This is a genomic window from Bartonella grahamii ATCC 700132, assembly GCF_000518085.1.
Lineage (GTDB): Bacteria > Pseudomonadota > Alphaproteobacteria > Rhizobiales > Rhizobiaceae > Bartonella > Bartonella grahamii.
This window is the reverse complement of record NZ_JACX01000004.1, coordinates 125,579-146,086: the sequence shown is the minus strand read 5'-3', so window position 1 is coordinate 146,086 and position 20,508 is coordinate 125,579. Positions and strand designations below refer to the sequence as shown.

At 36.5% G+C, this 20,508-nt stretch carries 14 protein-coding genes and 1 pseudogene; 3 read left to right on the top strand and 12 right to left on the bottom strand.

Annotation, left to right across the window (positions count from 1 at the left end):
* Nucleotides 1–719 precede the first annotated feature (719 nt).
* Complete coding sequence (locus tag U736_RS0102025) at nucleotides 720–1,808, bottom strand: 2'-deoxycytidine 5'-triphosphate deaminase (RefSeq protein ID WP_026500224.1); 1,089 nt, start codon at nucleotides 1,806–1,808, stop codon at nucleotides 720–722.
* Nucleotides 1,809–2,047: 239 nt separating this feature from the next.
* On the opposite strand from U736_RS0102025, the gene mutL reads away from it, so the two are divergent.
* Nucleotides 2,048–3,901: a DNA mismatch repair endonuclease MutL gene (gene mutL / locus U736_RS0102020; RefSeq protein WP_012754678.1), complete on the top strand. Its 1,854-nt coding sequence runs from the start codon at nucleotides 2,048–2,050 to the stop codon at nucleotides 3,899–3,901.
* A 108-nt stretch (nucleotides 3,902–4,009) separates the two neighbouring features.
* Complete coding sequence (locus U736_RS0102015; RefSeq protein WP_012754677.1) at nucleotides 4,010–4,246, top strand: DUF2093 domain-containing protein; 237 nt, start codon at nucleotides 4,010–4,012, stop codon at nucleotides 4,244–4,246.
* 19 nt (nucleotides 4,247–4,265) lie between these two features.
* On the opposite strand, the gene lpxK is transcribed toward U736_RS0102015, so the two are convergent.
* From lpxK to U736_RS0101960, 9 genes and pseudogenes are all read right to left on the bottom strand, one after another.
* Entirely contained in the window at nucleotides 4,266–5,306 is a 1,041-nt protein-coding gene (lpxK, locus tag U736_RS0102010; RefSeq protein ID WP_012754676.1) for a tetraacyldisaccharide 4'-kinase, read from the bottom strand.
* Nucleotides 5,296–6,618, bottom strand: a complete 1,323-nt coding sequence (gene waaA, locus U736_RS0102005) for a lipid IV(A) 3-deoxy-D-manno-octulosonic acid transferase (RefSeq protein WP_012754675.1) — start codon at nucleotides 6,616–6,618, stop codon at nucleotides 5,296–5,298. Before waaA ends, lpxK begins: the two co-directional genes overlap by 11 nt.
* A gap of 922 nt (nucleotides 6,619–7,540) precedes the next feature.
* Nucleotides 7,541–7,804, bottom strand: a pseudogene (locus tag U736_RS13125) (type ISP restriction/modification enzyme); the annotation flags it as partial.
* Between the two features lie 261 nt (nucleotides 7,805–8,065).
* A complete protein-coding gene (locus U736_RS0101995) occupies nucleotides 8,066–8,311 on the bottom strand; it encodes a DUF4170 domain-containing protein (protein ID WP_012754674.1) in 246 nt (81 codons plus the stop codon).
* 46 nt (nucleotides 8,312–8,357) lie between these two features.
* Nucleotides 8,358–9,161: a 3'(2'),5'-bisphosphate nucleotidase CysQ gene (locus tag U736_RS0101990; RefSeq protein ID WP_026500223.1), complete on the bottom strand. Its 804-nt coding sequence runs from the start codon at nucleotides 9,159–9,161 to the stop codon at nucleotides 8,358–8,360.
* Nucleotides 9,148–10,479: a TldD/PmbA family protein gene (locus U736_RS0101985; protein ID WP_012754672.1), complete on the bottom strand. Its 1,332-nt coding sequence runs from the start codon at nucleotides 10,477–10,479 to the stop codon at nucleotides 9,148–9,150. Before U736_RS0101985 ends, U736_RS0101990 begins: the two co-directional genes overlap by 14 nt.
* Nucleotides 10,480–12,179: 1,700 nt before the next feature.
* Nucleotides 12,180–12,629, bottom strand: coding sequence for an SRPBCC family protein (locus tag U736_RS0101970; protein WP_012754671.1), 450 nt, complete (start codon nucleotides 12,627–12,629; stop codon nucleotides 12,180–12,182).
* Between the two features lie 805 nt (nucleotides 12,630–13,434).
* Complete coding sequence (gene rsmD, locus U736_RS0101965; RefSeq protein WP_012754670.1) at nucleotides 13,435–14,001, bottom strand: 16S rRNA (guanine(966)-N(2))-methyltransferase RsmD; 567 nt, start codon at nucleotides 13,999–14,001, stop codon at nucleotides 13,435–13,437.
* Nucleotides 13,982–15,382 carry a pseudouridine synthase gene (locus tag U736_RS0101960; protein WP_012754669.1) on the bottom strand — a complete coding sequence of 467 codons (1,401 nt, stop codon included), beginning with the start codon at nucleotides 15,380–15,382 and terminating at the stop codon, nucleotides 13,982–13,984. Before U736_RS0101960 ends, rsmD begins: the two co-directional genes overlap by 20 nt.
* Nucleotides 15,383–15,651: 269 nt before the next feature.
* Between U736_RS0101960 and U736_RS0101950 the strand changes: the two genes are divergently transcribed.
* Nucleotides 15,652–16,098, top strand: a complete 447-nt coding sequence (locus U736_RS0101950; RefSeq protein ID WP_012754668.1) for a nucleoside deaminase — start codon at nucleotides 15,652–15,654, stop codon at nucleotides 16,096–16,098.
* Between the two features lie 647 nt (nucleotides 16,099–16,745).
* Here the strand turns inward: U736_RS0101950 and U736_RS0101945 are convergent.
* A complete protein-coding gene (locus tag U736_RS0101945) occupies nucleotides 16,746–17,237 on the bottom strand; it encodes a hypothetical protein (protein ID WP_026500222.1) in 492 nt (163 codons plus the stop codon).
* Nucleotides 17,238–17,414: 177 nt separating this feature from the next.
* On the bottom strand, nucleotides 17,415–20,330 hold the full coding sequence (gene ileS / locus U736_RS0101940; RefSeq protein WP_026500221.1) for an isoleucine--tRNA ligase: 2,916 nt from the start codon (nucleotides 20,328–20,330) through the stop codon (nucleotides 17,415–17,417).
* Nucleotides 20,331–20,508 lie beyond the last annotated feature (178 nt).

Here is a 20,508-nt window from a genome sequence, read left to right as displayed (position 1 = left end):
ACTGGAAATAAAGCTGTCGCATACATCCAGAAATCTTCTTATATCAATACTCAAAACTGAGACCTATTATTTATTCATGAAAGTTTATAAAAATATACAGTGCCTAATTCACATAAAGCATAAAAAAAATTTTTAACGTTCATACGAGTAGAAGCTCTCCATATTGAATTGAATAATTTTCTAGCAATATTTTATATCTTGAAGCTATAAATGAGTTACTAAAAGTAGAACAATGTTTATTAAAAAAAATGTTACTAAACTGTAGTGCAAAACTTCTTTATTGGCTCTTAAGGATAGTTTTTATACGAAATAAAATATACTGGTCATTCAAGCTCTAGAAAAATGGAGCAATAGCAGCATCAAATCTCGCATGTTTACTTTGAAAAGCAAATACGTTACTGTTATATTGAATATTAGTAATTTATTGATTTATTATAATCAATAAATACGAATAACATATTGAATATAGTAAAATTCTTTCATTTTTGATTTTTTCATGATGAAATAATCAAAACTATTCTTTTGCACATCATAAACGAAGTTCGTATAGATACAACCTCTTGAAAAAAAGAAGTAAAAATGCCTCTCAAATGCAAGGGATGCAATAACTTTGGACACTAAAAATAGAATGAATGGCGCCAATTTTGCGAAGAACAAAATTTTCTTTTATCCAAAATACACTTTCTGCATACATGTTATCAAAATTCGTAGTTTCCAACTCATTTAAAATGCTTGGACAACTTTAAACCCTGTGCTTGATAATGTGATCCAACATCATGTCCATAAAGGGTTGATGGTCGATTAAGCATATGCTCATAGACCAAACGGCCAATCATTTGACCATGCTCTAAGATAAAAGGAACTTCATGGCTCCGCACTTCTAAAACCGCTCTTGCTCCTTTTCCACCCGCTTCCATATGCCCAAATCCTGGATCAAAAAAGCCTGCATAATGCACCCTAAACTCACCAACTAAAGGATCAAAAGGAGTCATTTCTGCGGCATAAAGCGGAGGCACATGAATAGACTCTCGTGAAACTAAAATATAAAATTCATCAGGATCAAGAACCAACTCCCTTTGACCACGATCAAAAAGAGGTTCCCAAAAATCTAAAACGTGGGCAACAGCACGTTTATCAATATCAATAACACTTGTATGATGTTTACCACGATAACCTATAAGCCCGTTTTCGTCTCCCTTTAAATTAATGGAAAGACCAATACCACCAGCGCTAATATTAGGAAGATCCTCCGATATCAGTGTTTCTTGCTTTTGCAAAGTGTGTAACTCAACTTCATTTAAATAACTTTGCCCTTTTCTAAACCGAAGCTGTGATAAATGTGAGCCTTTATGCACCAAAATTGGAAATGTGCGTGGACTAATTTCCAAATAAAGTGGACCATGATAACCAGCACAAATTTTATCAAACTCCTGAGCATTATCCGTAATGACACGCGTAAAAATATCTAATCGGCCTGTAGAACTTTTGGGATTGGCAACAGCAGATAAAAATTCTGGTAAAGCTAAATTTTCCAGAAGAGGAACAATATAAACACACCCCGTTTCCAAAACGGCTCCGTCTCGTAAGTCAAACTCATGCAACTTTAACCGTTCAAGCTTATCCAAAACTTTTGTATTAGGACCCGGCATAAAAGAAGCACGTATACGATAAGCTTTCTCCCCTAAACGAAGATCAAGGCTTGCTGGTTGTATTTGAGATCTATCAAATGGATACTGAGCCTTGAGAAAGTTATTCTCAATCAAAGCTTGTATATCACTATCTGCTAAAATACCGCTTATACGCGCCATATATATTGCCTTCCCTTTTTACATTGTTTCTTTTTTGACCTAGATGATAAATTGGTGCAAGCTATTTTAAGGTGATAAAAACTATTTTTTCTGTTTTTTCCAACCGATTTGTTAACATAAAATAAAATAGGAGGTATTGTAAAAATAATACCTTCCATACTCTCTTATTCTTGAATGTCGCGCAAATGATGTTATCATAGTTTTTTATAGAAGCCTTAAGATTCCTGTTAGAATTTATTATGATTATACGCCATCTTAGCGAAAATATTATTAATCAAATCGCCGCTGGTGAAGTTATTGAACGACCAGCAAATGTTGTCAAAGAACTTGTTGAAAACGCTATTGATGCTGGTGCAACACGCATCGAAATTATTACAGCAAATGGTGGAAAAAATTTTATAAAGGTGAGTGATAATGGTTATGGAATTCCTGCAGATCAGTTAACTTTAGCAGTTTCTCGCCATTGTACCTCAAAGATTACCGATGACGTACACAATATCTGCTTCCTTGGGTTTAGAGGAGAAGCCCTCCCCTCTATTGGTTCTGTTGCTAAACTTAAACTCATTTCACGAACAAAAGATGCTGAGAGCGCTGCTGAAATTTCCGTTACTGCAGGAAAAATTGTAGGACCCAAACCAGCTGCTGCAAACCTTGGAACAATTGTTGAAGTTCGTGATCTTTTCTTTGTCACGCCGGCACGATTAAAATTTATGAAAACCGATCGAGCTGAAACAAATGCTATTAGCGATATGATTAAGCGAATTGCTATCGCATTTCCACATATCCGCTTTTCTCTTTCAGGACTAGACAGAACATCTATGGAACTGTCCGCTACAGAAAATAATATTCAAGGACAATTACAACGTATTACGCAAATTATGGGAAAAGAATTCGCCCCTAATAGCATCGCACTGAATGCTGAACGCGAAGCAGTGCGCTTAACGGGTTTTGCCTGTTTGCCATCTTTCAACCGAAATAATAGTCTTCATCAATTTGCTTATGTTAATGGGCGTCCCGTGCGTGATAAATTTCTATGGGGCGCTATCCGGGGCGCTTATGCTGATGTCATGACACGAGATCGTTATCCTGTCGCTATTCTTTTTATTGATCTCCCACCTGCTGAGGTAGATGTTAATGTACATCCAGCCAAAGCTGATGTACGATTCCGTGATCCAGGATTAATTCGTGGTTTGATCGTTGGAGCTATTCGTGAGGCATTACAGCAATCTGGTATTCGTCCTACTTCAACCCGTTCTGAAGCAACGCTAGCTGCATTTCAAATACAAAAACCATTGGTACAACAACCGTTAGGCAATTTTAAGAACACGCACCAGTCCTCTTCTTATAGCCCACAACCTCATCATTTTGCCGCTGCTTCAATGGTTCACAAACCATTGGATATTACTAGTTCTTTTGGTTTGAAAGAAGATGCTACTCCTATTATGGAGGGCTTAAATATACCAAGTGGGGATACATACATTCCAAACACTACATCTTCATCAGAAGAGTTATCTTATCCATTAGGAGCGGCCAGAGCACAAATCCATAAAAACTATATTATCGCCCAAACACAAGATAGTTTGATCATTGTCGATCAGCATGCAGCTCACGAACGATTGGTTTATGAAGCACTCAAAAATGCACTCTATTCCAAACCGCTTCCTTCACAGTTATTACTTATTCCTGAAATTGTAGAACTCTCTGAAGAGGATGCAACATGCCTTTTAACGCATAAAGATGCTTTGCAAAAATTTGGATTAGGAATAGAACCATTTGGACCAGGAGCAATTGTTGTGCGTGAAACACCTTCCATGTTAGGAGAGATCAACGTCCAAGCCCTTATTAAAGATCTTGCAGATGAAGCCGCTGAGTATGATACAACAAACAATTTAAAAGCAATGCTTGATTATGTTGCAGCAACGATGGCTTGTCACGGTTCAATACGGTCAGGGCGCCTTTTACGCCCCGAAGAAATGAACACACTGTTACGACAAATGGAGGCAATACCCAATACAAGTACATGTAATCATGGACGCCCTACTTATATTGAACTCAAATTGGCAGATATAGAACGGCTATTTGGCAGAAAATAAACTCTTAACTATTTTGACAAGAAAAATATTTTTAAATTAACTCTCGACTTTATAATATATCTTATGGCACTTTTCTTGAATCTCTTGTATCAGTAAAAAGGAATTATAATGTTTTCCGATAGTGAACGCGAAGCAAAAATTCATTATTCTAATAATGGATATGACATTATAGAATATGGTTCCTATACCATTTGTGCTGTTAGCGGACAAAAAATCCCTATAGATGATTTAAAATATTGGAATCATCACCGTCAAGAAGCATATGCTAGTTGTGAAATCTCCTATCAGCGCGAACTTGAGTGCAACCCATATCTCAAGCAATTGTTAAAAACAAAAGAAAAATAAACCCTCGAAAGCTATAAATTTAGCCTTTACCTTTTAGACAAGAAAATTCAAGGGAACGTTTTCTAAAGCGGGTCATGACCTCCTCAAGGACCATACGACAGAAATCTTTTTGAACAAAATCGACATTCACATCAAAGACAATAAGATTTTTAAAATCTTTTTGCGTGTGAATTGTCTGTATACGGATATAATCTTTAGCTGTTGTTGCTAGCCATAAATTGTGCATTTTAGCCTTTTGTATAAGGCTTTTTAAATTTTTATCTGTGAAAAAATAGTGGTCTGGATACATGTAAGTTTGCACCACATGACCAGACAATTCTTTAATAGATTTAAAAAATTTATCTGGATTGCCAATACCGGCAAATGCCAAAAATGATTTTCCTGAAACCTCATCAGAGGCACTGGCTTTAAGATGAGCACGATATAAAGGCTTTCCAGTACGAGAAACAAGAAAAGCAATATTATCAGGCGCATCGGAGTGACCAATCAATAAAACACTATCCATAAAAGAAAACTGCGTTTTTAATGGTACGCGCAAAGGTCCTGCTGGAAAGACAGCTCCATTACCAAAACCGCGCATCGCATCAACAACGAGTAACGTATAATCCATATAAAGACGGCGACTTTGAAATCCGTCATCCATTAAAATAAGATTACATCCCTCTTTTTTCAGCCGTTGTGCCGCTGCATAACGATTAGGTGATACAGCTACCAAAGCATGCCGTGCAAGTAAAAGTGCCTCATCTCCAACATTGTGTGGAGTATCATATTTCTCATTTACAAGATGTACCCCTTTAACTGATCCACCATAACCACGTGATACAACACCAGGTACGAAACCAAGTTCTTTAGTCACTTTGGTAAAAGCAATAACAACCGGCGTTTTACCCGCACCGCCACATGTAAAATTTCCAATACACAAAACTGGCAAATCAATCACGGGAGGCTGTCTTGCCATAAAACGACTTGAAAAATAACCATACCCCCATGAAACTGGAGCTAATACAAAACGCAAAAAGCTTTTATTTTTCCACCAAAAATGGGGGGCGCTAATATGCATATCTACCCTGACGCTGACGTAAACCTGTTTGTATTACAAGGGGTTGTAAAAATGGATCTAAAATCTTTAATGTGCGCTCAAGTGCACCTGCCATATCTGTCGCCACTTCATGAGCCTTATCAACCATTTCTTGTCGCAATGTTTCATTTGTTAAAAGCTTATACACCTGAATAGCAAGCTGTTTTGTATCTTGAACCATATATGCTGCATCATGCGTTAAAAATTGCTCGAACATCTCTTGAAAATTTGAAACATGGGGCCCTGTCAAAATAGCGGAACCAAGCAAAGCCAATTCCAATGGATTGTGTCCACCATTTCCACATAACGACTTACCAACGAAAGAAACTTTCGATAATCGAAGAAAAAGACCCATTTCTCCAATTGTATCTCCCCATAAAATATCGGTATTCATGTTTGGAACAGCATCTCTACTCCTACGAATAAAACGTAATCCCTTATTGTCGCATTTTCTGATAAGATCTTCTGAACGTTCAGGATGACGAGGCACAATAATTGTTAATAAATCTGGCAAATAATTTTTAACAATCTTATGGACCTCAAAAGCAATCTCCTCTTCCCCTTCATGCGTTGAAACAGCAGCCCAAACTGGGCGATTGCCAATAGCATTACGATAACGTGCAAGCAATGCTTGATTTTCAACCAGAAAAACATCAGCCTTGAGATTACCAGAAAACGTAACAGATTTTACGCCAAGTGTATGGTAATAAGCTACATCTCTTTCGTTTTGACCAATCGCCAAATCAATATCCTTAAAAATATGTTTGGCAAGAACGCGTCGTTTTTGCCAAGCTTTAAAAGAATGTTCAGACATATGGGCATTAACCAAAATCTGCGGAATACGCATTTTTGCAAGTTCTTTAATACGAAGAGGCCAAATTTCTGATTCACAAATCAAGGCGAGATCAGGCTTCCAATGACTAATAAAACGGCGCACTGCAAAATCTAAATCCAAAGGAGCATATTGATGAATCAACCTATTACCAAAATGTTTTTTCACAAGAGTAGAAGATGTTACAGTCCCAGTTGTCATTAATACATTGATTTTTAATGATAAAATATAGTTTACAAGTGGAACAAGTGCAAGTGTTTCTCCAACACTTGCTGCATGCAACCAAACTAACGAACCTTGGGGGCGTACATGAGAACTTTTACCTAAACGCTCTTTTTTGCGACACCACTCTTCTTTTCCACGAATAGCACGAAAGAACAAATAAAAAGGAATAACAGGACATAAGCAAAAACCAATCATCCGATAGCTTAAAAGAGCCGTATGTGCCTTTAATTCTACCATTTAAATCACCTCATCCAGCTACTTTAAGATATCTATATGCTTATTTTGTTAAAAAATTCATCAACACTATTGGTTACATCCATATTTTTTTAATATTATCCATATCTTGAATAAAAAACGCTTCATCCACGAGAAAATTCAATACATAAAGGACAAAAAACGTAATTTTATCGCCATATTTTTTTAAAATTTCCCTATAAAGATAACATATACACATTATTTATTTAAATCTCTTTTAATGAAATTTTGTCACTTATATCGATTTTATCACTGCATTCTGCACCCTATAAAAAATCTTACTTAAAAAATAACAAAGCTACATTTCAGTCGATTATAATTTTGAAAATATAAATGATAAATATCATACAACCTATAACATAGATTGTATCAATTTTTTTCAGCTCACTGAATAAATACTTATTATGATTTTAGTAAAACTTTGAATTTTGCACGTTGGTATTTTAGAGAAAAAACTTATTTTTACATATATTATGTATTATCAATTTTTCAAAAAATAATCCATATAAATATTATAACCTATATAAATCCAACAAATAAAATATGTTTAAAAAAAGCCTAATCTCTATGATTTCATTTCAATAAAATGAATATGTAAAACTAATCTTAAAAAAACTTTTGAACGGTATAAAGTTCTCATTTTAAATTGTGATATAATCTCTTAAAGGTAATCCAGAAAAATCTAATCTTGTTTAATAGAAAATTTCTTAAAAGTCTTAAAACAATTTAAATAAGAGTTTTCAAAATTTTAAATCCTCTCTTTTCAGGAGATCGCATGGTGTATTATTCCTTTTAAGATTGTGTATAATCAACACAAAATAATTAATTTATAGATTGTAGTTTTAAACGAGTACTCAAAAAAAACTTATGAGGTAAATTAACTTCATCAATCTATTCAGTTTTTCTAAGTTTCTAATTTTGGTAAGTTTCTAACGACTTTCATGGTTTCTAAGCTTATAGTGATAACTTGTTGGAAAAATTCCAATGGATAAGTAGGGAGTGCTAATAATCTCAACGAAGTAGTAATTGGTATCATTAATAATGCTACTCTTTTTATTAATCTGAACGCATTAATGTTTCATATTCCATTCAAAAGCAGAGTGACTATTCACAATATAATCATAAACTTCGAGTGATCGCTCGTCATGATAATATTGCTGTTGTAAATAGGTTAATAGAACTGTCTTACATTTTTATTAAGCGTAAAGATGGTGGTCCAACAATGGATTTTATAACTTGCACGGACACCATTATGGAATGTGCTTGGGTGCCCTGAAAGATGTTTCCTTAAGAAAACATATGAATTTTAAACAATAAGCATACTCTTTTTTACGGCATTCTATTTTACCCGAAAAACGTACCTATGGAAAGAACGATTAAACAAAAGCGTGAAGCAATCTACAGGCTATAATGACCAAATATTCAAGCTTTACTCTGCATCGCCTAACTCAGCATCAAGAAACTGATGCAAATCTACAATGTAATAACGTTGTAATGCATTATCTACACTGCTTTGTGCTTTTGCCTGCCATGCTTCTTGAGCGGATTGATAATCTGAGAAAATACCAACCACATCTAAATCATCAGGATTCTTAAATTGATTACTGTTAAGATTTTTTAATTCCCCACCAAATACAAGATATAAATATTGTTTTTTTTCGTTGGTTTCAGTCATATGTGCCTCCATATCATTTAGATTATTTTAGCGCGCTTTTACGTGATTAAACTAACTTTGTTTGACGAACAACATCTATCATATCTTGACAGCAATTATTTTTACCAGCAATTAAAAGTCCATATTGGTAAGGTTCAATTCCGTAAGATAGTAAAGGGGCATCAAGCGATAAAAAACACCCTCCACACTCCTGCAAAATAAGATCAGCAGCGGCAATATCCCATTCATGACAATTCGGACGAACTAATACGATATCAATTTCATCTTGAGCAACAAGAACAATACGATAAGCAAGAGAAGGAAGATAATGATAAAGACTGACTCGATTGAGAAAATCATCTGGTAATTTTTGTGCGAGCGATTTATCAAGCGAAATTTTATATTTTCGATGCCCCCCCGAGGCTAAACGAGGAAGTTTTATCCCATTTAATGTTGCCCCTCCACCCGTTACAGCTGCATAAATATCTCCTTGAGCCGGACATTGTAGAACGCCCACTATAGGACGCCCATTCTCAATAATGGCAACCGAAATACACCAATAAGGACTGCCAGAAAGAAAACCTCGTGTTCCATCAATAGGATCAACCACAAAGGAGCGTTCATAATCTTGTTGTTCTCGATTATCTTTTGTTTCTTCTGAAATCCATCCATAATTTGGACGCGCTCCAAGAAGCTTCTCTTTCAAAAAATGATCAACAGCAAAATCTGCCTCACTGACCGGTGAATTACCCTCTTTAATCCAAACATCCAACGTGCATCCAAAATACCGCATTGCTAAATCTCCTGCCTCTCGACAAACATCCCGCAAAAGATTTAAATCAGAAGAATGATGCGTGTTATTTTCCTGCAAGTGTCATCCCTTCAATTAACAATGTTGGAGCCGCCGTACCATAACGCCGATCAATATCATTGGCAGGTGTTAAATGTGCTAACATATGAAGCAAATCAGAACCTAGCGTTACTTCACTCACCGGATAAGCAATTTCACCATTTTCAATCCAAAAACCGGAAGCTCCACGACTATACTGACCAGTAATAAAATCAATGCCATGACCGAATAATTCGGTCACATAAAATCCATTTCGCAAATCTTTTATCATATCGCAAGGCGATACCAAACCCGGTTCAATAGCAAAATTTGTACTTGTCGGCTGCACTAATGATGCCGAACGCACACCGTGTCCATTTGTTTTAAGTCCCAATTCACGTGCTGTAGATGATGAAAGAAGCCAATTTTTTAAAATACCATTTTCAATAATATTGAGTGTTTGCCCCTCTACCCCTTCTCCATCAAAAGGATGAGAAGCATTTCCACGTAATTGCAAAGGTTGATCGGTTACATTAACATTAGGCTTCATCACTTCCTTGCCTAGGAAATTCTGTAAAAGACTTGTTTTACGAGCTACAGAGGCTCCATTGACCATAGATGCGATATGCCCTGCAATTCCGCGAGCCGTACGCGGATTAAAAATAACATCAACGCCCCCAGTCGCCGCACGAACTGCACCCAAACGTCGGACAGCACCAAACCCTGCATTCTTTCCAACAGTTTCTGCTGCCTCTAAATCAGAAAAATGTAAGGCTGTTGTATAATCATAATCCCGCTCCATTTTTGTGCCTTCACCTGCAAGAGCACTACAAGAACGTGAAAAACAACTGGAGCGATAGGCTCCACAAAAACCATCGCTGGTCACAAGAATAAACCCACTCCGACCATAAGCTGTTGCAGCGCCACCAGAATTACTTACACCTTTAACATCAAGAGCTGCTGCCTCTGTTTTTAAAGCATCTTCTGTTAAAAAATGACTGCTTGGCACAAAATCATCAAAAAGATCAAGATCTTTAGGAGACTTAACCAAACACTCTTTATCTGCCAAACCTTCAAATAAACTATCGGGAGAAGCTTTAGCCATCGCAACAGCACGTTCCGCAAGTTCTTGCGGATAAGACGCTAAATTAGCAGAAACACTTGCTACTTTTTTTCCAACAAAAACCCTTAGAGTAAAATCATTGCTCTCTGCTGCTTCTGTTGATTCGACTTTCCCAAAACGAACTGATACACTGGTAGAATGAGCATGAACAATAACGGCATCAGCAGCATCTGCCCCAGAACGCCTTGCTGCTTCAACCAGTGAAACAGCTTTCTCAATCTGGTTTTTGTCAGTCATTATAGACTCCCTGAAATATTTTATTATTTACATTGATAAGCACTCTGACAATTTTATATAAATCAGAATATAACTCTTGTATGTTTATTCATAAAATTACGCACATTTCATGCATTTTTTCTTTTAATGCATCGAATAATTCCCTTTTTAGCTTCTTTATGAAAAGACGCAATATGTCGTAAAATTTCTTTAGTTTCAAGATTTCTCATTGCCCCTTATCATTTTAGATAACCCAATCTGTATTGATAATCAAATCAACCGAAAACTTGGCAATCAACAAAAGACCTAGCAATAACACTTGAATTTAAGTCTAAATCCTCAAAAATTCGAAAAGCATAAAACGACTTAAGTCACAAGCCTTATGTCCTCTGGATAGTCAAGTAACTTCCTTCATTCCTATAGCATTCTTTAATTTCCAAGCAAGAATCAAGAAAGTGCCTTACATTTGTGTATACTTCTTTGCTTCTATAAACTCTCTCATAATAAGATGGCAATCTTGTAAACAAAAAAACATAAACGGAATGAAAAATTTTTCCTTTCATTATGGTTTCAACAAAATGAGCAGTCATAAACTTCTTTACCCTCATGGACGTGGTATCACAAAGAACTCATTTTTTATATTTATCAGAAATAAGTTATGATCATAACATTCTCTCTCGGTTCTAATGCGTCTAATCGAGAGCATCTCATTTTTTCATGCGTCATCCTTAATCGGTTATTTTGTTATTAAACAGGCATAATTTGACAGACTTCTTTTTCCTGAAACAAAAATTCTAAGATACTGGATAGATTTTGATTTAAGAACTATACTCTTTCCTCTTTCCCCTCCATTAAAAAATAAAGAAGTGTAATATTGTCATAAAACGATAATCAATAAAACTTTTATATGAAACTCAACATTGTATCTATCTTTCAATACAATCTGCAAGAAGCGTATTCTTCCAATTAATTTTGACAAGTTTATCGCTCATAATTGTTTTAAAAGATACAAAAATATTTGCAGAAACTATGATATCTGTATGCATTTTAAAAAATCGCTTTTTTAAACATTTAAACCAAATATATACAATGATACGAAATTAATTTTACGGAAATTAAGAGTGAGCTTATTTATCCTTTAGAGCCTTTTAAAGCTGTACTCTTTAGAAAGTCATCATCTTTTAATCAAAAAAACACTTTGATTTATAATTATAATTGATCGTTCTGTAATTTGCATAAAAGAATCAAATATCATTAAATTTTCTCTATTTTAAACTTATTTATGTTGAGGAAATCACAACTATTCGCTCTCACATCATGAATAGAGGTAATGCTGATAAAAACTATTTAAGAAGAAGTCAAAATGCCTTTTATCAAGGCTCTCAAATCAAAAACTAGCGCAATACTAGAAAGTGGCAAATATCATGACAATACCGACCTGCAGATTTACAAGAGCAGAAATAAGCTTCTACAACTTTCTTTATTTTCAGTAAAAATGCGCACCTCATAAGCTTTTATATATTGAATAAAATTCAATGACTCTTATAAGATCTTTGGTGAAAAATTAATTTTCTCAGATGATTTGACTCGATTTCAACGACTAATGAAAAACCAAATCATAGCTCATCGATTTGCTATATACTCATAACTGATTTCATTCTAACAAGGCTAAGATTTCTGCGCCTTTGTAAAGGTATTAACTTCTTTATAAATGCACCCCCTTACGAGATGATTTTGTTTTCAATAAGAGCACGTCTGCTCATTTCAATCATTGCATCACGAAGGTGTAACTTAATTTTTGACCCAATAATCATTCCAAAGAAAGGAGAAAGTAAACCAGACATGGTTACACTATGACGAATTTTGTTATCTGAAGAACCCGATTTTTTTGAACAAATATATTCATGATCAAAACTCATGTGAGTAAGAGGAAGTTTAGTATAATCAGAAAAGAAAACATTTTTTATAACTTTATCAAGTCTAAAAGTTACTGTAGGTCCCTTTTTAGGTTTCATGCGTCCTATAGCGCCTTCTTTGAAAGGACCAGAAAGTTCTACCCACTCAAGTTCACTATCCCAGCAAGGCCATGATGCCACATCTTCCCATATAGCCCAAATCTGCTCAGCACTCGCTTCTGTGTTAATTTCTTCGCTATATATCCATTTAAACATGATAATCTCCCCTGTTTTAAAAATCATCTAGCTTTATTGCTAAAGAATAATATAAAAATTATTCTTAAAAATGTAATAACGATAACACACTTAATACTTTTAGATTTACTTAATATGTAATGATTAACTCACTAAGCGATATTAATAAAATAAACACAAAAATATTCAGGATAAATGAACAATATTATCTACCTTAAATAAAAAATATCTGTTTTAAGTTCATACAATAACAAAGATAAAAGTTACGCACTATTTAGGATATAAATGCAGACTGCATAGTTGAAAGCTTTCAGCTGCTAATGAGATGTTGATGATTAATGTGCAGCCCAAAGAAATGAGACAAAAAGGTATCATAACTATTGTCGTGAAATATATATCCTATTAAAGAAAAAACATTCATCGATAGGAAAGCTAATAATACATTACAGCTTTGACAATGTGTTACACTTTTAATGTAGCTAAAATTAACAAATCAGCATATAACTTACAAAAATTAGCAGCAATACATACTGCTAATTTAGGTCCAATAGCATTACACCTCAAAGCAATTTTTGGCTAGACAGAAGAACAGATGGCCCCTCTATATTAAAGGGCGTATATTGTAAAAGACTCGCTCTTGAGGCTATAAAAAACTTCAAAAAAATGAGAGATCCAGACAAAAAACATAATGAAATCAAAATTCATCAATTCCTTTAACATTAGAATCTTTTATTTACTTTCTGTTTAACCTTTTAAAAACCATATAAAATGAAGAAAACTGTAAAGAAGCATTTTTTCATCCTACCGGATAAAAACAAGAACTTTCTCAAAATGTAAGCGATCGTAATTTATAGAGACGTATTGCTGTCTCACCATAAAAACGCTCATCGTCTAGATAAAAGACATCAGGTAAATGAATTATTGTATCTTTCTTTTCTTCAAGTATGAAGAGTGTATCAGCTTTTGCCCACCCTCCTCGCAAAGCTTCTACGAAAGCACGTTCACCTAAACAACGGCTATAGGGAGGATCAGCGCAGATAACATCAAATGGAAGCATTGTGCCAATATTGCCAAGTTTTGTCGCATCACGACGCAAAATCCGTCCTATCGACTGTAATTCAAAGGCTTCTATATTTTTTTGAAGCAACCCACGTCCCTCAACCGAGTTTTCAACAAAAACAGCCGCCTTTGCTCCACGTGAAAGTGCTTCGATGCCTAAAGCACCAGTACCAGCAAAAAGATCAAGAATACGTTTATTGGTCCAAAATTGTTCTTCACGGCTAGAAAGAATATTAAAAAGGCTTTCACGTGTACGATCACTCGTTGGGCGAATCGACTGATTAACAGGCGAAAACAAAACACGCCCAGCAAATTTACCGCCTATGATCCGCACGTGAACCTCCAAATCGCTTCGAAGTTTTTGCACCATCCCTATGTGGTTTAGATTTTTTCATAGCACCACCAAACGATTTTACCTTTTTCTTTCTCTCAAAAGAATGCTCCTCATGTCCACTTTTTATCATTTTCTCTTTATCCTTGAAAAAGCGATTTTTCTTACCAGAGGGATACGTCTCGTCATAAGATGTTTTGCCACGTTTTTGAACAAAACTTCCCCTCTTCTCTTTGTGTAACGGACTTTCTTTTAGTTTTTCCTTGCCTCGATGAAAGGATTTTCTACCATCCAAATCGCTCTTATGATCATGCGATTTCTCCTCACTATAGGAAGGCTTTCTACGTGTACTCTGCGGACGTGCACCAGGAGCCATCCAAACATTAGCACGGCGAGAACGCGGTAAAAAACGCTCTGCTTTTCCTTCCTCACTTTTCTCCTTCTTTACATTCTCATGAGACTTTGTACTTAATCGTGCACGACTATGTTCAACAGAACCATCTCTTGGTCGGCGCCGTATCGCCCTTTCACTTGAGAAAACCCAACCATCATTTGCAACAGAAAGATCTTTTTGGCTTTGCTTTTCTGCAACAACTGCAGAATTTGAAAATGGCTTAAGAATAGGAGCATCAAAATCTGCATTGGCTTGCATAATCAAACGCTCCCCCAACTGATCTCGTAACATCCGCCCTTTTAACTCTTGCACGGCTCCTTCTTCTAAATCAGAGAGATGAAATGGACCATAAGATACACGTATTAATCGATTAACTGATAATCCCAACGCCCCTAAAACATTCTTTATTTCACGGTTTTTTCCTTCACGCAAAGCGACAGAAAGCCATATATTAGATCCTTGTTCACGTTCAATTGATGCTTCAATCGAACCATAAAAAATGCCATTAATCGCAATACCATTTTTAAGGTTATCCAGCGCGCTCTTCTTTACTCTTCCATGAGCACGAACGCGATATTTGCGGACCCATCCTGTTACAGGAAGCTCTAATACACGCGCTAAGCCTCCATCATTGGTTAAAAGCAAAAGCCCTTCCGTGTTAATGTCAAGCCTTCCAACAGAAAGAACACGCGGCATTCCTTTTGGTAAATTACTAAATACTGTAGGTCTGCCTTCAGGATCACGGTTCGTGGTGACAAGGCCTGCTGGCTTATGGTAAAGCCATAAACGCGTTCGTTCTATAGGAGGTAAAGGTTTGCCATCAACTTTAATAACATCAGAGCGGCTAACATTAAAAGCAGGCGTTGTCACGACCGTACCATTTACAGAAATGCGACCTGCAACAATCATCATTTCTGCATCTCGACGCGAAGCAACACCAGCACGCGCTAACCTTTTAGCAATTCGTTCACTCTCATTATTTTCATTCATTTGCGTTTCAAACCAATCTTTGCCAGTATGTTTAGAAAATTATTCACATGCACCATACCGCTTATCCTGAAAAAGGAAGTAGCATAATCATTTATCATTTTCTATCCTTTAACGACAATAATGTATCTGTTGACTTGCACGTTTGTTTTAAACACTTTAAAAAATAGAGGTATTCCTTTCATTATAAAAGCGTAATAAATTATTCATTCCATCGCATTTCTTATCGAGATAACCTTTAGATTTTCTATACCTTCAGTAGAAAGAATATTATGACTTTGACGCCCATGGAAATAGCCCTTTTAGAAGCGCAATGGGCTGCAAAAAAAGATGAAGTTCCCGTAGGCGCTGTCATTACACGTGGAAAAGCTATCATTGCGCGCGCTGGTAACTTTATAAAATCTGCATATGACCCTACAGGACACGCAGAAATGCGCGCAATCCGTATGGCTTGCGAAACATTGCAAAGCGAAAGGCTTCCTGATTGCGACCTTTATGTAACACTTGAGCCTTGTGCTATGTGTGCTGCTGCTATTTCATTTGCACGCATACGACGTCTCTATTACGCAACAAATGATCCCAAAGGAGGAGCTATAGAAAATGGTCCACGTTTTTATCAGCAACCAACCTGCCATCACAAACCTGAGATTTATTCTGGTTTTAAAGAAAAAGAAGCTGCTCAATTACTTAAAGATTTTTTTGTACAAAAGCGATACTAAAAACAATTCTTCTTCCATAACTTTCACTCTTTAAAAACTATCCTATTTCTCAAAAAAAGACTATTAATTCCTCTGATACAGATATAGCAAAAGCCATTTCGAAGCATTTTTCTCTCTTTTAATGCTGAATATTGCTTCTATTAGATGATACATTCATTTATAAGAATAATTCATTATTTGGTATATAAAATATAAAGTCCAAAATACCGTAGATATACTCTCATTTCAAATTACATTGAATCAATAAAAATCACTTTCTTGCACATCATAAGCGGATTATCGTCTGGATAAAGAACGTTTTAGAAAAGACTAAAAATGTCCCTTATAAAGGCTCTCAAATGCAAGAATTGTCGCAACAATGGAGTCTGGAAAATAAAATGATGGTATCAGCTTTCTCCTTCCTAGCATAAAGATAGTAGAGCACTATAGATTTTACGTTATACTATTCACATGAGCAATATTGTAAAATGAGCTTGAGAAATGTTTCTTGTTAGGAAACACGTAAGGATTCTCTCGATGCTGTTATTATGTTGCTATTTCATGAGAATAATACCTCTCTTACAGCAGTATTATAACTGTGCGTGAATAAAAGCTTGGTATCATAAGTAATTGGAAAAATACTTTACCTTAAATATTTGGTCTTTTCCCTATCGACCAATAGGTGCAGTTTTCGCCGGTTGGCGATAACTTAAAGGTGGTTCAGTGAGATAGCGACGGTATTTTGAACTTCCAACTTGTGCTCTCTGACGACGTAAATATTCCTGTCGTTGCTTCGCATTCAACTGTGAAGGGTTTTCTGAACCAGCGCCATTAACTGACGATCCTTTGTGAGGAAAAGACTTATTTCCTTGATGCTTCTTCGATGCTGCTATTTCATTGACAGATCTATCTTGTTGTGGAATCGGTAAAAATCCGCGCGAACTAGGGCTTGGTATTATAAGCTTTGGATGAGGTTTCATAACAATCTGGCTGCTGTTATTTGTTGGTGTTAATGAAGTAATATTAGCAACATCTTCAAAAAACTGGATCGAAACTGGTTTATCGGTACCATAGGTAGGAGCGGATAAATTGCATCCCGTTAAAACAAAGCACATCCCTAAAATTCCTATTGGAAATATTTTTATTTCACGTTTTCTCACTGCCTATTCCATTTCCTAAGTATATGGCTGATTAATATTCCCGTTATTTATGAGAGAACGGTCCATACACAAATTTCCCCCCTGCAGATAAAACAACGGAATTTTTCTCGTACCACAAAAAACTATATTCATCAATATGAGAAATTTACTTGCATTTCTTTCCTTTGATTTAAAATTTTAAATCTTGCCAAGAATCTGCAATTCCCGCAAAGCAGCTGCATCACGAGCAGATACATCCGGATAAGCAGGATCACTCCCAACATCTTGTGTATAACGCCATGATCGAGCACATTTTTTTCCTAATGCCTTCTCTGGATATACACCAACACCTTCAACATCATTCAAAGTAAAAGCATCGGAAGGTATTGTATCCTGCGTAATTGTGAGTGCACTGGTAATACAGATCTCCGCCATATCCACATTTTCTAATGCTTCTCGTAAAGCCGGATTGGAAATAAAAACAACAGGAGCGGCTTCTAACGAGGATCCAATACGCTTATCAACGCGTTCAAGCTCTAAAGCACCTGTAACAACTTTACGGACCTGCCGAATTTTTTTCCAACGCTCAGACAAAGATTGATTTTGCCATTCTTCTGGTACAGAGCGAAATTGTTCTAAATGCACCGATTGGCTTTCTGGGTAACGCTCTAACCAAGCTTCCTCCATAGTAAAAGGTAACATTGGAGCAAGCCATGTTACCATACGCTCAAAAATCTCACGGACAACCTGCAAGGAGGCCTTGCGTTTTTTTGATGAAGGCGCATCACAATAAAGAGAATCCTTGCGGATATCAAAATAAAATGCCGATAACTCAATGATTGAAAAATCCAATAATGCACGCATAATCTTTTTAAAATCAAATTCATCGTAAGCGCGATTAATCAACTGATCAAGTTCAAAAAGCCTATGCAATATAAATTTTTCAAGATCCGGCAGTGCGCCATAAGATATTTCTTCTCCATCATCATATGCTAAAGTTCCAAGCATCCAACGAATTGCATTGCGTAATTTACGATATGAATCCACATTTGTTTGAAGGATTTTTTTGCCTAAACGCTGATCTTCCCAATAATCAGTTGTCATAACCCAGAGACGAAAAATATCAGCTCCAGATGTTTTAATGATCTCTTGCGGAACAACCGTATTGCCTAAAGATTTAGACATTTTCTTACCATTCTCATCCAAAGTAAAACCGTGTGTGATCACTGCCTTATAGGGAGAGCAAGCACGCGTACCACAGCTTTCCAAAAGAGAAGATTGGAACCACCCGCGATGTTGATCTGAACCTTCAAAATAAACATCAGCAGGCCATTTCAAATCCGCCCTATCTTCCAACACAAAGCTATGGCTTGCTCCAGAATCAAACCAAACATCCAAAATATCATAAACCTGTACCCAAGGCTCATGTGCACGCTCACCTAAAAAACGTTCACGTGCTCCTTCAGCAAACCATGCATCTGCCCCTTCTGCTTCAAAAGCCCGTAAAATACGCTCGTTCACACCTTCATCTTTCAGAATAAAACCATCCTCATTCGCAAAAATACAAATAGGAACACCCCAAGAACGCTGACGAGAAAGAACCCAATCAGGACGATCTTCTATCATAGAAGCTAGGCGGTTTTGCCCAGAAGACGGCACAAAACGCGTTTTTGAAACAGCTTCCAAAGCCCGACTACGTAAAGTTGAACCATCCCCAAAATCTTTATCCATTGAAATAAACCATTGTGGTGTATTGCGAAAAATAACGGGTTTTTTTGAACGCCAACTATGGGGATAGGAATGCTTTAAACGCCCCCGTGCAAACAATCGATCTGCTTTAATTAAAGCGTTAATGACCTCTTTATTGGCATCACCCATTTTTCCATTATCATCAATAATACGCGCAGGTCCTCCTTCACGATCTGGTCCTAAACCTGGAACATCTTTCGTATAGAACCCTGCATCATCAACAGGAAATGGTATAGACGAATCAATCCCCGCTTGCTCCAGTAAGGACTTATAATCATTCCAAATTTCAAAGTCCTCACGCCCATGGCTTGGCGCTGTATGAACAAAACCTGTACCAGCACTCTCTGTTACGTGCGAACCATCAAGCAATGGAATTTTAAAGTTATACCCCCCAGCCAAACCTTTGAGTGGATGAGAAAGAACAAGAGCTTTCAATTCTTCAGCAGAAATAACACGCAACCGCTTCAAAACAAGTTTGGCTTTTTCTGCACAACTCATAGCTAACGCATCAGCAAAGAGAAGTTTTTCCCCAGCTTGAGGACCAAAATCATTTTCAGCACTTTCAACTTCGTAAATACCATAAGAAATCTGTGAAGAATAACTCACTGCACGATTGCTTGGAATTGTCCACGGCGTTGTTGTCCAAATGACGACATAAGCACCATATAAATCATCAGAATTTGCTTCAAAGACAGGAAACTTAACCCAAAGCACCTCTGATTCATGATCATGATATTCAATCTCAGCCTCTGCCAAAGCCGTACGCTCTACAACAGACCACATCACCGGCTTGGAACCACGATAAATCTGATCTGACATAGCAAATTTTATCAATTCACTGGCAATGCGTGCTTCTGCATGAAAAGCCATTGTAGTATAAGGCGTGTTAAAATCTCCCACGACACCAAGGCGTTTAAATTCTTCACTTTGAACGGTTACCCAATGCTGTGCAAATTCACGGCATTCTTTACGAAACTCGTTAAGAGGTACCTCATCCTTATTTTTTCCTTGTGCTCGATATTTTTCTTCAATTTTCCATTCGATTGGAAGCCCATGGCAATCCCAACCAGGTACATAATTTGCATTAAAACCGCGCATTTGGAATGAACGAACAACCACATCCTTTAGAACTTTGTTTAAAGCATGCCCAATATGAATATGACCATTTGCATAAGGTGGACCATCATGAAGAATATAAAATGGACGATCTTTTGCTTGTTGGCGCAATTGCGCATAAAGCCCCATATTTTCCCAACGCGCCATCAATTCAAGCTCTTTTTGCGGAAGCCCTGCACGCATAGGAAAATTTGTCTGTGGGAGATAAAGAGTTTTTGAATAATCTATTGTTTCATTTTTCACAGTCATTGTGAAATATCCCTGTCCACTTTTACGGTTTCATTTTTGCATAACTTCCCTGAACCCTGCAACTCTGGTTTTTATCTATAGGGAAAGCCGAGCTTATCATTCGTATTAAGCAGCGATCAGGAAAATATATCATCACACTCTATGGGCTTTATCATGAAATTCACAAGAAAAGAAACCA